This window comes from Gordonia liuliyuniae, from assembly GCF_021739025.1.
Taxonomy (GTDB): Bacteria; Actinomycetota; Actinomycetes; order Mycobacteriales; family Mycobacteriaceae; genus Gordonia; species Gordonia liuliyuniae.
In genome coordinates this window covers 194104-206685 of the sequence record NZ_JAKKOT010000001.1, presented here as the reverse complement: position 1 = coordinate 206685, position 12582 = coordinate 194104, and the positions used below count along the sequence as shown (strand labels likewise).

The 12582-nt window shown below is 67.3% G+C and carries 11 protein-coding genes; 7 read left to right on the top strand and 4 right to left on the bottom strand.

Going from position 1 to position 12582, the window contains the following annotated elements:
- Positions 1-137: 137 nt before the first annotated feature.
- Positions 138-1022, top strand: coding sequence for an SPFH domain-containing protein (locus L5G28_RS00970; protein ID WP_236996681.1), 885 nt, complete (start codon positions 138-140; stop codon positions 1020-1022).
- Complete coding sequence (locus L5G28_RS00965; protein WP_236996682.1) at positions 1019-1198, top strand: type II toxin-antitoxin system antitoxin; 180 nt, start codon at positions 1019-1021, stop codon at positions 1196-1198. The genes L5G28_RS00970 and L5G28_RS00965 overlap by 4 nt, the downstream gene beginning before the upstream one ends.
- A gap of 10 nt (positions 1199-1208) precedes the next feature.
- On the opposite strand, the gene L5G28_RS00960 is transcribed toward L5G28_RS00965, so the two are convergent.
- Complete coding sequence (locus L5G28_RS00960; RefSeq protein ID WP_236999933.1) at positions 1209-2504, bottom strand: family 1 glycosylhydrolase; 1296 nt, start codon at positions 2502-2504, stop codon at positions 1209-1211.
- Positions 2505-2632: 128 nt separating this feature from the next.
- Between L5G28_RS00960 and L5G28_RS00955 the strand changes: the two genes are divergently transcribed.
- The gene (locus tag L5G28_RS00955; protein ID WP_236999932.1) at positions 2633-3268 is read left to right on the top strand and encodes a HEAT repeat domain-containing protein; all 636 of its coding nucleotides are present in this window, start codon (positions 2633-2635) and stop codon (positions 3266-3268) included.
- 137 nt (positions 3269-3405) lie between these two features.
- Here the strand turns inward: L5G28_RS00955 and L5G28_RS00950 are convergent, their stop codons facing one another.
- Entirely contained in the window at positions 3406-4128 is a 723-nt protein-coding gene (locus L5G28_RS00950) for an IclR family transcriptional regulator (protein WP_236999931.1), read from the bottom strand.
- A gap of 196 nt (positions 4129-4324) precedes the next feature.
- Here L5G28_RS00950 and L5G28_RS00945 point away from each other — a divergent pair, with 196 nt between their 5' ends.
- Positions 4325-5461 carry an alpha/beta fold hydrolase domain-containing protein gene (locus L5G28_RS00945; RefSeq protein ID WP_236999930.1) on the top strand — a complete coding sequence of 379 codons (1137 nt, stop codon included), beginning with the start codon at positions 4325-4327 and terminating at the stop codon, positions 5459-5461.
- Between the two features lie 49 nt (positions 5462-5510).
- On the top strand, positions 5511-6734 hold the full coding sequence (locus tag L5G28_RS00940; RefSeq protein WP_236999929.1) for a homogentisate 1,2-dioxygenase: 1224 nt from the start codon (positions 5511-5513) through the stop codon (positions 6732-6734).
- A 7-nt stretch (positions 6735-6741) separates the two neighbouring features.
- On the opposite strand, the gene L5G28_RS00935 is transcribed toward L5G28_RS00940, so the two are convergent.
- The gene (locus L5G28_RS00935; protein WP_236999928.1) at positions 6742-7338 is read right to left on the bottom strand and encodes a TetR/AcrR family transcriptional regulator; all 597 of its coding nucleotides are present in this window, start codon (positions 7336-7338) and stop codon (positions 6742-6744) included.
- Positions 7339-7437: 99 nt separating this feature from the next.
- Here L5G28_RS00935 and L5G28_RS00930 point away from each other — a divergent pair, with 99 nt between their 5' ends.
- Together L5G28_RS00930 and L5G28_RS00925 are read left to right on the top strand one after the other, a co-directional pair.
- Entirely contained in the window at positions 7438-9018 is a 1581-nt protein-coding gene (locus L5G28_RS00930; RefSeq protein ID WP_236999927.1) for a DHA2 family efflux MFS transporter permease subunit, read from the top strand.
- Positions 9019-9077: 59 nt separating this feature from the next.
- Entirely contained in the window at positions 9078-10592 is a 1515-nt protein-coding gene (locus L5G28_RS00925) for a cellulase family glycosylhydrolase (RefSeq protein ID WP_236999926.1), read from the top strand.
- 17 nt (positions 10593-10609) lie between these two features.
- Here the strand turns inward: L5G28_RS00925 and L5G28_RS00920 are convergent, their stop codons facing one another.
- Complete coding sequence (locus tag L5G28_RS00920) at positions 10610-12526, bottom strand: FUSC family protein (protein WP_236999925.1); 1917 nt, start codon at positions 12524-12526, stop codon at positions 10610-10612.
- Between the last annotated feature and the right edge of the window lie 56 nt (positions 12527-12582).

Here is a 12582-nt window from a genome sequence, read left to right as displayed (position 1 = left end):
GCACGGGACAGCGGTACGCGCAGTCGTGGACGGTGAAGAACGGCTCGCGCCGTATGACCAAGCCCTGACGAGCCCTGGCCCACCGGAGCCGAGAACCGATACCGTGGTGATATCACTTCGATAGTTAGGGGCGCGGGATGGAACTACGTCAGGCCTGGCGGACGAACGGCTTCTTCGGATTGATCGGCGGGATCGTGGTGATCGCGATCTGCGCGGTCGCCGCCATCGCATCGATCGCGATGCTGTCCGACGGAGGATCGCCCGCCTGGGTCGCTCTCGTCGTCGTCGCGATCATCATCGGGGTCACAGCCCTCCTCACACTGACCGGGCTGACCGTCGTCGGACCGAACGAGGCCAAAGTCGTCCAGTTCTTCGGGCGCTACATCGGATCAGTGAACGAGCCAGGGTTCTCGTTGCTCGTTCCGCTCTCGGACAAGCAGTCGATCTCGTTGCGCGTGCGGAACTTCGAGACGCAGATGCTCAAAGTGAACGACGCCGACGGCAACCCGGTCGAGATCGCCGCCGTTGTCGTCTACCGCGTGGTCGACAGCTTCAAAGCCGCGTTCGCGGTGGACGACTACGAACAGTACGTCGCGACGCAGTCGGAGGCCGCCGTCCGTCACCTGGCGACGATTCACCCGTACGACGCCCACCAGGACGACCGGACCAGCCTCCGCGACGGAGCGACCGTCGCCGAGGAACTGACGGACGAACTGCGCGAGCGTACGGCGACCGCGGGCATCGAGGTCATCGAAGCCCGCATCACGCACCTCGCGTATGCACCCGAGATCGCGCAGGCGATGCTCGTCCGGCAGCAGGCCGCCCAGGTCGTCGCCGCACGCCAGCAGATCGTCGAAGGCGCGGTCGGCATGGTCGGCCTCGCGTTGGATCGTCTCGCCGAACAGGGCGTCGTGGAACTCGACGAGGAGCGTCGGGCCAGCATGGTGTCGAATCTCCTCGTCGTGCTGTGCGGTGACCGAGCTACCCAGCCTGTAGTGAACGCGGGATCGCTGTACGGATGACCGAGATCGAGCAGTCGGCCAAGCGCGCACCCAAGAAGGTTCTGCTGCGCTTGGATCCGGACGTGCACAGCGCGATCGCCAAGTGGGCCGCCGACGATCTGCGCAGCGTCAACGGGCAACTCGAGTACGCGCTGCGCCTCGCGTTGAAACAGGCCGGTCGGAGCCCGAAGGGATGAAGGTCGCGCTTCACCTCGCCGGGCGGGCGCAACTCGCGGGGGCGGCGACGAGCGAACACCAGGTGGCGGGTCTGCTCGGGCGGTACGACGGTCCGACGCCGTTGCGGGTGGTCACGTCTCGGTACGCGGCGGCACCGTCGGTGGGGCGGCGGGTCAGTGTCGGGTCGGTCTTCACGTTCACCGTGTACAGGCCGAAGCGGGACGCGTAGTTGCCCCACTCGTAGTTGTCGGTGAGCGTCCAGTAGTTGAAGCCGATGAGCGGCACGCCGTCGGCGCGGGCGCGCTGCATCCAGTAGACGAGGTCGCGCAGATGGTCGGCGCGCCGATAGCCGTCGCGGCGCGGCTTCCCGTTCTCGGTGACCATTCCCGCCTCCACGACGTACAACGGCTTGCCGGGAAAACGTTCGTGCAGGTCGCGTAGCGCGTAGTAGACGCCGTCGGCAGCCATCGACGCGTCCCACATGCGGTCGATCGCCGCATTCGCCGCGGTCAGGTCCGTCGGCGAGACCGAGTAGTAGTAGTCGACGCCGACGAAGTCGAGCTTGTCGATGATCCGGTTCTCGACGGCGGTGTCCACGAGCGGTTCGACGGTCGGCAGATAGGCGATGTTGGACGACACCATCGCGTCCGGGTCGCGGCGATGGATGCGGTCGTAGATCGTTCGGTGCACGCGCACCATCCGGTCGATCATCGTCGGTACCGCGTCGAGCGAGATCCCGCCCTTCTGCAGTTCCTTCTGCACGTAGACCGTCGGCTCGTTGATCGTGATCCACAGCGGGTGATACTTCGCGTAGCGATCGACGATCATCGTGTTGTGCGTCAACCACGCCGCGGGCGTGCCGGACCACGCCCAGCCGCCGCGGTCGGCCACCCAACCGGGATAGACCCAGTGGTCGAGGGTGATCATCGGACGCATTCCGGCGTCGACGATCGCCCTGACCAGATCGTCGTAGTAGGCGAGTTCCCGCCGATCGATCACGCCGGGCCGCGGTTCTACGCGTGCCCACTCGATCCCGACCCGGTATACCTTGACGCCGAGGCCCTTCGCGAGTGCGACGTCCTGCCGGTAACGGTGCCGGAAGTCGACCGAGGAGCCGATCGTATCGTCGGTCTTGCCCTGCCGAATGTACCGCGTCCAATTGCTGTCAGGGGAGTGGCCTTCAGACTGGAAACCGGATGACGCGACACCCCACAGGAAGTCGTCGGGAAGCGCCCCGGCACGCGGACTCGCCGACGCGGCGGGCGCGACGGCCACAGCGACGATGAGCGAGAGGGCGGTCAGTACGGCGACGAGGCGATGTCCCATTGGGTCAGTATGGCCGGTTCTGCTGTGGGGCCGGTGGGGAATCGCGGCTCCGCGCTTCACTGAAGATCCTGAGCGCCTTGACCTTCGACTGTGTCAACCTGTGGAGTGTGAGGAAGGCGGTTGCCCCGATGAACAAGCCCCAAGGACTCGTGGCGGCTCTCGGCGCTGAGCGGTCGGAGACGCGGCTGCGTGCCGCGCTCGCCGCGGGCACCGATCCGGAGCCCGAACTGCTCGACGAGTTGGTCGCGCGATGCGGTGTGGAGCCGGACTTCTACGTGCGCGACATGCTGACCTGGGCGATCACCCGGTATCCGGTCGAGCGCACCGTGCCGGCAGTGACGGCTGAGCTCGAATCCTCGTGCGCGCAGGCGCGCAGCCAGGCGTTGCACACTCTCTCGAAGATCGGTGACGGCTCGACCTGGTCCGCGATCACGCGCGAACTGCTCACCGACGAAGACGACGAGGTCTCGCGCAGTGCGTGGCGAGCAGCGGTGGTCCTCGTTCCCGGCAATGAGCGGGCAGCGCTGGCCGCGATACTGGCGTCACAGTTCGGGCGAGGTGACGCGGACATGCACCGCAGCCTCAGTCGTGCCCTCGTCGAACTCGGCGATGCAGCCGACCATGCCGTCGCACTCGCGCAGCGGTCGCCGGATCCGGTGATTCGCGGCCACGCGGCAGCCACCGAGCAGTTGGCGGCCGACCCCGAGTCGGCCTTCGTGTTCGACATCGACCTCGCGCGCAGGGCGGCGGCTCTCGGAGAGTGAGGCGGACGATGCGGATCGGTGTCGAAGTGCGGTGGCGACCTACACCGCTCAGGCCATACGGCGGTCTATCGGCGAGTGCTCGTGCCACCCGGTGTAGGTTCACGCGCGCCGCGGGATCGATATTGCGAAGTCGGCGGTCAGGACGCGACGAGGTCTTGGATGATCCTCACCGACTCGAGCAGATCGTCGACCATGCCGTCGAGCTGTTCGGCCCTGCTCGACGGGGCGACGACGGACACGCTGCCGAGCGGATGTCCGGCGCTGTCCAGGACCGGTGCCGCGATGCCGACGACGTCGAGGAGGAGTTCGTCGTGTGTCGCGGAGTATCCGCGCTCGCGGGTGCGGGCGAGCGCGGCCCGGACCGCGTCGGGGTCGTCGGCGTTGCTCAGCGCGGCCTCGACCACGTCGGGTGACGCATGGGCCAGGATGGCCTGCGCTGCCGCCCCCTGATGCAACGGGATCCGGTGGCCGACGGTGAACTCGACGCGTACGACGTGCGCGCGGGTCTCGACCTGGTCGACCGCGATCGCCTGCGGCCGTCGCCCGGAGAACTCGGGGACGAACAGCAGGACGGTCTCCGACGTCGTCTCGGACAGTTGCTCGACGACGTGGTGGGCCACCGTGCGGATATCGGGTCCGACGGACTCGGCCATGCGCAGCACAGTGGGACCGATCGAGTAGACGGCGGCGCCGCCCACCCGGGTGACGAAGCCCCGGCCGTGCAGCGTCGCGAGGAGTCGGTGAACGGTGGTCCGGTTCATGTTCAGGTCTCGGGCCAGGTCGGCGGGCGTCTGATCGGGCGAATCCGTCAGGTGAATGAGAAGACGTAGTGCCTGGTCGACCGTCGACGAGATGTGCACATCCCACCGCCTTTCGAAATCGATCGTCTCCGCTGCGCCGAGACGCGAGTCAGTCTATCCGGGGCGTCGGCGGGTTCGACGAACTCGTTGACGGTCATATGTGACCAGGGATACGGTCATCAGGTTCGTTATTTGACCTAGATTGGTTCATTTTCGGTGCGTTGATGGCGGGCGCGGACGAGAGAAGGACACCACCGTGACAGAACTGCTCGGCATTCCGATGCAGGCCAGCGACCATATCGACGTCTACTCAGGGGTGTCCCGAATGGCCGGGAAGATCTGGGGGTCGTTGCATTCGGCGGAGGCGACGCCGTCGAAGACCGCGGCACTGCTCGTGCACCCGACGTCGAACTTCATGGGGCACTACCTCCTCGCGCCGTTGGCCGAGCGGGGGATCGACGCCGCCGGCCTCGCGACCCGCTACATCGGCAACGACAGTTCGCTGACCATGGAGAACTGTGTCCTCGACGTCGGCGCGGCCATCCGATTCCTGCGGGAGCGCGGGTACGAGAAGGTCGTCCTCATCGGCAACTCGGGCGGCGGCGGGCTGGCCGCGCTCTACCAGTCGCAGGCCGAGTCGCCGACGATCACGTCCACCCCGGCCGGCGACCCGCCGGACCTGACTTGCGCCGACCTGCCGCCCGCCGACGCGCTGCTGCAGTTGATGGCACACCCGGGTCGGGCACAGGTGCTCACCGACTGGATCGACCCCGCTGTCGTCGACGAAGCCGACCCGTGGACGCGAGACGAAGAGCTCGACATCGTCAGCGGAAGGATCCGCCCGCCGTTCTCACCCGAGTTCATCGAACGGTATCGGGCAGCACAGATCGCGCGAAACCGGCGGATCACGGCGTGGGTCCGCGAGCAGCTCGACCGCCTCGCCGCCGCGGACGGCGAACTGCAGGATCTGCCGTTCGTCGTGCACGGCACCACGGCCGACCCCAGATTCGTCGACACCGCCATCGACCCGTCCGACCGCGAACCGGGCACCATGTGGGGTCCGACGGCGGTCGCCAACATGATGCCCGCGTCGCTCGCGCACTACAGCAGCCTGCGGTCGTGGCTCTCGCAGTGGAGCGTCGACGAGTCCAATTGCGACGGCGCGCTCCACATGTCGCGGATCAGCGTGCCTGCGCTCGTCATGTACGGCACCGCCGACCAGGTCTGCTTCCCGAGCTACGCCACGCAGATGTTCGACGCGGTGTCGCACGACGACAAACGGCTGGTCCCGGTGACCGACGGACTGCACTACCTGTCCGGGCAGCCGGAGAAGATCGCATTCGTCGCCGACACCGTCGTCGACTGGCTGCGCGAACACGACCTCGCCCGCTGACCGCCGCATCGCCAGAGGGCACCTCACGACGAGAGAAGGATCGCTGAAGATGGTCTACTACCGCGCAGTGGGAGAGATCCCACGCAAACGCCACATCACCTTCGAAGCATCCGACGGCGCCCCCTATTTCGAGGAGTTCATCGGCGAAGAGGGATTCTCGTCGACCGGGTCGCTGCTGTATCACCGCGGCGTGCCCGCCAACCTCGTCGACTCGCGTGACTGGTCGCTCGGCGACGTGTCGACCGAGCCGAACACGCCGCTGGGGCCGCGGCACTTCCGGCTGCCGGAGCTCTTCTCGGACACCGTGACCGGGCGTGATGTGGTGTGCCACCGACGCTTGATCCTGGCGAACGACGACGTCCGGATCAGCTACGTCGTCGCCGACTCGCCGAGTCCGCTGTACAGCAACGGGGTCGGCGACGAAGTCGTCTACATCGAGAGCGGTCGTGGCGTGCTGGAGAGCGTGTTCGGCAGCATCGAGGTGTCGGCAGGCGACAACGTCGTGATCCCGCGCGTCACCATCCACCGCTGGGTCCCCGTCGATGTCGAGAGTTCGGGGCCGCTCAAGGCGTACTGTGTCGACGGCTCCGGACACATCCGCTTCCCGAAGCGCTACCTCAGCGAGTTCGGACAGTTTCTGGAGGGCGCGCCGCTCTGTGAGCGGGACCTGCGCGTCGCGTCGGGCAGCGCCGAGGTGACCGGTCCCGAAGCGTCCGCGGACACCGAGGTCTATGTCCGCCATCGGAGCCGTTCGGGACTGGCCGGGTCGATCGTCACGTACGACCACCACCCGTTCGACGTCGTCGGCTGGGACGGCTGCCTGTATCCGTACGCGTTCAATTATCGGGACTTCTCGCCGGTGGTCGGCGAGATCGTCCAACCGCCGCCGACGTATCAGATCCTCGAAGGACGCAACTTCGTGATCTGCAACTTCGTTCCGCGCCCGCTCGAGTTCCATCCGCAGGCGATCAAAGTGCCGTACTACCACTCGAACGTCGACTCAGACGAGGTGATGTTCTATCACGCGGGCGAGACCGCGGCCCGGAAGGGATCGGGGATCGGCAACGCATCGGTGTCGCTGCATCCGGCCGCGTACACGCACGGACCTGGGCGACAGGCCTATCTCGACTCGCCGACGATGACGCAGAGCAACGAGATGGCTTTCATGGTCGACACCTTCAATCCGCTCGAGGTCGGCGAAGGCGGCAGGGCGTGCGATGACCCTGCGTACGCGTGGCACTGGTCCGGACGCGGCCCGCGCACACCGTCCTGAAACGGCACTACGTACCTTCGGCGGGTGCGACGCCCCGCGCGATGAGAGCGATCACGCTCTCGTAGTTCGCGTCCATGTCCGCGCCGGGCGGCATGGGTGACGACAGCTCGAGGCTGGTCGCGCCGTGGACGCACGACCAGATCTGCATCGCCAGGGCTGCGGGGTCGTCGTCGCGGATGATGCCGCCGACCTGGCCGTACTGCACGACTTCGATGAGTGCGAGGAACGCACCGCTCGCGGTCGCGTCGTCTGGGCGGCACATGCCGCCGAACATCAGTGAGTACAACGTCGGGTTGGCCAGGGCGAAGGCTCGGTAGGCCCGACCCGAGGCGAGCAGACGTTCGGTCGGGTCGCTGTCGGCGGCGGCGATGGCGCGCCCGAACTCGGCGAATCCGTCGGTGACCACGGCATCGAGCAGACCGTCCTTGCCGTCGAAATGGTTGTAGACGCCCATGGGGGCGACGCCTGCGGCCGATGCGACGGCGCGGACGGTGAGTCCGGACGGCCCCTTCGTCTCGAGAATCTTACGACCGGCCGTGACCAGGGACGAGCGCACTTGTGATGCCGGTGTGCGGCGGCAAGGGGTGGAGTCGACGGGGGCCATGCCCCCACCGTACTAGAACATTGTTCTGTAAATGCCTTGACTCTGATGTAGTACGGCGTTCTACTAGTGTGGCACATCGTTCTATTGATGGAGGATCTGATGAGGACCAAATGGCTTGCCCTCGCCGCGCTGTGCTTCGCAGAGTTGCTCGTGATGGTCGACAACACGATCGTCAACGTCGCGCTGCCGACGATGAGCAGCGATCTGAACGCGGGGGTCTCGGGACTGCAGTGGATCGTCGACGCTTACACTCTGGTGTTCGCCGGACTGCTGCTCACTGGCGGCTATCTCGGCGACCGCTTCGGGCACCGGCGGATGCTGCTGACCGGTGTGGTCGGCTTCGTCGTCGTCTCGGTCGGTGCCGCGCTCGCCGGAACGCTTGGTGAGCTGATCGCCGCCCGCGCCGGTCTCGGACTGTTCGCCGCACTGGTGTTCCCGGCGACTCTCGCGCTGATCGTCGGCATCTTCACCGATCCGAAGCAGCGCGCCGCAGCAGTCGGCGTGTGGGCGGCCACGTCGGGCATCGCGATAGCCATCGGTCCGGTGCTCGGCGGATGGCTGCTCGAACACTTCTCGTGGGCGTCGGTCTTCTGGGTCAACGTGCCGTTCGGCGTCGCGGCGTTCGCCGCGGTGGCCGTCGTCATCCCGGCCCGAGGGGTCGGCGACGGGACACCACTCCCGCGCATCGACGCCGTCGGCGTGGTTCTGTCGATCGTCGGGCTCGGTCTGCTCACATACTCCGTCATCGAGGGGCCGTCTGCGGGCTGGGGTTCGGTCCGGACCGTCGGTGGTCTGCTCGTCGCTGTCGGGGTCCTCGTCGGCTTCGTCGTGCATCAGCGTCGCGTCGCGCACCCGATCTTCGATGTCCGCCTCTTTGCCAACCGTCGATTCGCGGCGGCCGCGGGCATGGTGGCAGTCGCCTTCTTCGCGCTGTTCGGCTTCATCTTCCTGATCACCCAGTACTTCCAGGCGGTCCAGGGGTACACGCCGCTGCAAGCGGGCATCCGGACCCTTCCGTTCGCGATCGTCGTCGCGGCGTTGTCGCCCGGAGCGATGGCCGCGTCGCACCGATTCGGTCCGCGGCCCGTCGCAGTGACCGGCGCGCTCCTCATGGCGTCGGGCTTCGGGCTGGTGCAACTCGTCGATCAGCAGTCGACGTACTTCGGGCTGATCATCTGGTCGATGATGCTGATGGCCGCGGGGCTCGCGCTCATCTCCGGCCCGTGCACCCAGGTGATCATGGACGCGCTCACACCCGAGCAGGCCGGAGCCGGGTCTGCGGTCAACGACACCACTCGCGAGATCGGTGGCACGCTCGGCGTGGCCGTCCTCGGATCCGTCCTGACCTCGGTGTACGCCTCGGATGTCGCCGACCGTCTCACGTCGATCGGTGTACCCGCCCCTGTGAAGGAGATCGCCGAGCGGTCGGTGATGGCAGGTGTCGAAGCGTCGGCTCGTGCGCCCGGCGGCACCGGCGCCGCGATCCACGACGTCGTCGCATCCGTATTCATCGACGGTCTCGCGCAGGCCACGTGGGTCGCCGTCGGCGTCTCGCTGGTGTCGGCGGTGGTCGGCGGTTGGGCGCTGCGTGAGCCGCGCCGAGGCGCCCAGGTCGAGGCCGAGTTGGAGGCGGAGTCTCGGGCCGTCCTCGTGCACAACGACGGCGTGTCGCATGATTGAATACTCCTGAAACGCACATCTGTGACTCGGGCTACATTTCCGGCCCTCCGGAGGACACCATGATTACCCGAGCACGTTCGCCCATCTCAGTTCTCTGCGCAGTGCTGCTGGCCGCCGCTGTCGTGCTCGCGCCCCAACCGACCGTGAACGCCCAACCGACTGTGAACGCCCAGCCGCAGCGGTCCTGGTCGCCGGACCGAGCGATCGGCACCGACGGCCGTTGGTTGGTCGACGATCACGGCCGCACCGTCTACGTGCACGGCATCCAGATCGCCAACAAGAAGCCGCCCTACCATGCACTCGCAGGCACCGTGACCGACGCCGACGCCCGGCTGATCAAGTCGCTCGGCATCAACTCGGTGCGGCTCGCCTGGTTCTGGAAGGGCATGGAACCCACACGCGGCACGATCGATCAACGCTACCTGGACGAGATCGTCCGCGAGGTGGACGTGCTCACCCGCAACGGTCTATGGGTGCTACTGGAGAACCACCAGGACAACTACAACGAAGAAGTGCACGGGGCGGGCTTCCCGGACTGGGCGACCTTCACCGACGGTCAGGCGAACCCGGATGAAGTGATTAAGGGTGCGTCGGCGTTCATCAACCCGGCGCTCGAACGGGCCTGGGACAACTTCTACGCCAACCGGAGCGGCATCCAGGACGCGCTAGCTGCGACGTGGAAGACGGTGGCCGCCACCGTTCGTGAGCGCGGAGCCGACCATGACCGGATGCTCGGCTACGACTTGATCAACGAGCCGTGGCCGGGCACGTCCTACCCGGGGTGCTTCGTCGGCTGCCCGGAGTTCGATCAGAAGAAGCTCCAGCCGCTGCAGAACAAGCTGGGCCGCGCCGTGCGAGCCGTCGACAAGACGACCCCGCTCTTCTACGAGCCGCACCTGCTCGCCGATACCGGTGCCCCGTCACATCTGCAGTCAGCGCCCGCCTCACTCCGCCCGGTGGTGTTCAGCTTCCACGACTATTGCGGCACGTCGCTGGTGACGAAGGAGGCCGACCGTGAATCCGAGTCACTCGGCTATCCGGCCTGCCCTGTGCTCGACGACCTGGTCTACACGAACGCGATCGCCACCGCGAAGCGCATGAACGCACCGGTCATCCAGACGGAGTTCGGCGACACGCAGGACCTGGTGGAACTCAACCGCATCATGGAGATCGCCGACCAGCACCTGACCGGTTGGATGCTCTGGGGATACAAGGACTGGATCGACTATCCCGGTGGCATCGGCGACGGTGACCTGTTTGATGATCCGAACGACAACAGCACCATTCGCCAAGCGATGGCCCACGTGATCGCCCGCGCTGCCCCGCAGACGATCGCCGGTGTGCCGACCCGCTACCGGTACGACCAGAAGACCGGTCGGATGGAACTGGCGTGGACGGCTCGGGCCGGGGTGAGCGCACCGACGGAGATCTTCGTGCCGGTGGCCCGCCACTACCGCAAGGGATACACCGTGCGGGTGACCGGGGGAGATGTGATCTCCCCGCCGAATGCGCAGACCTTGCTGGTCCGCAACGTCGGGAACAAGGTCAGTGTGGTGCTGACGCGGAAGGGCTGACCGCAGGCCACCCGGCGTCACGCTCGTCGCGCTGCGCTCTCCGTCGTTTGCAGGAGCGAGCGAAGACGTCGAGTCTGGTCGGCGATCGGGTCCAACGGAGCGGTTACGACGCGAACGGGGGTCGGCGGCTCGCCGCGTCCGAGAGCCTCGATCTGGCCGGCAAGCTCTGCGCCCGGCTCGGAGTCGGGCGCTGTTGCTCCGGACCGGCGGGCCACCGCGTACGCCGACACCGTGTCTGCCAGCCGGTCGGCGGCTGCGGCCACCGGCAGCCAGGCCAGGGCCACCGTCGACGCAGGCGGCGGCTCGGACTGTGCCCGGGACATCCGGACCTGCATGTCCGACAATGCGCGGTAGGCCCGCCGGCGAGCAGCCACCAGGTCGTCGTGGCGACGTTGCGCAGCAGCCGGGTCGTCGGGGATCGCGCTGGAAGCCAGCCGCAGCTGGTCGGCGATCGCCGTCGTCGCCTCACCGAAGGTCTGCGCCACCCAGGCCCGGCGCGAGTGCGGCCAGATCAGGTAGCCGAAGACGATCACCACGGCGCCGCCGATGGCTGTCGCGGCGATCCGCTGCCATGAATAGTTCGCAGTGTCTCCGCCCGGCGAGATCTCGTCGACGAGCAGGATCACGACTGGCGCGATGGCCACTGCTTGCAGCGCGTACGACCGCATCATGAACCACGGAACGCAGGCCGAGAGCAGACCGATCGCGATGCCGATGGCCGCGCCTTTCGGGACCAGGGCGATGATCAGGGTGGCCAGGGCAACGCCGACCGTCGTCCCGACCACGCGCAGCACTGCCCGGGAGAAGACGGAGCCGAAGTCGGGCTTCATCACCAGGCAGACGGTCAGCGGCACCCAGAACCAGTGGCTGTACGGGAAGTACTCTTTGGCGCCCACGGCGATCGCGTAGCAGAGCCCGAGTCGGCACGCGGCCCGGACGACCTCGGCTCCGATGGCCGGGTTCACCAGGGGCTCGGTCGTGCTGCCGCGTCCGCCGCTGTCGGCCAGTGCGGTGCGCAGGTCGGCGAGAACGCCGTCGAGTGGGTCGGTGCGATCAGGTTCGTTCGACGCAGGTGTTCCGGTGCGCACCGATCCGGCCAACGCCGACAGCTGCTGCTGCGCCCGCAGGACGACGCCGGGATCGTCGGCCGCCAGAAGGAAAGCCGGCACACGTTCGGCGGCGTTGACGACCCGCCCATCCAGGTTCCAGTCGCCCGCCGACCCCATCCGCCACACCGGTAGTTCGGTTACCCGCCCCGCCGCATTCTGATATGCGGTGGTGGCCGCGGACCTGGCCTGCGTGGTTCGGTCGCCGCCGTCGGCCAGGTCTGCTGCGCGCGCCTGCGCCAGTTCTTCGAGAGACTGCAGGAGCGCGAGGAGCACTAGCCGCTGCGGGCGGCGCGGATCGATCAGCATCTCCACCGCGAGGAGCGCGGCGTAGACGGCGGCGCCGACGAAGTAGAGCCACAACGGGGTCCACCAGTCGATGTCGGGCACACCGATCGCGATCGCTGAGACGAGCAGGAACTGCATGCCCGCCACCGAGAAGGCGGGACCGAAGCCGGCGATGAGCCCGGCCAGGAAGGCCAGTGCCGCCATCAGTGCGATGAGCGCCGCCAACGGCACGTCGGCGACGAAGCCGAGAAGATAGCCGCTGGCGCCGATCGGAGCGGACACGGCGATGATCCAGAAGTTCAGCCGGTAGGTGCCTTCGCGCTCACCGGCCGCCAACAGCAGGGTCGCCAGCGCGATCCACATGCCGGTGAGGACGTGGTCGGTGAGCGCGCCGATGACGAACGGCAGGCCCACGGACAGCCCGGAGCGAATCGAGTGGCCCACCGGGATTGCAGCCGGTTTGATGCGGAAGTTCTCGGCGAGCCAAGCGGCTGGACGAGCCGTGGATCCGATGGCCGTGTGGACACTCTTGCCGGTCACCCGTGTTCTCCTCTCCAGCGCGTCCGACACCAGACGGCACACAGAAGCCTCGCCGC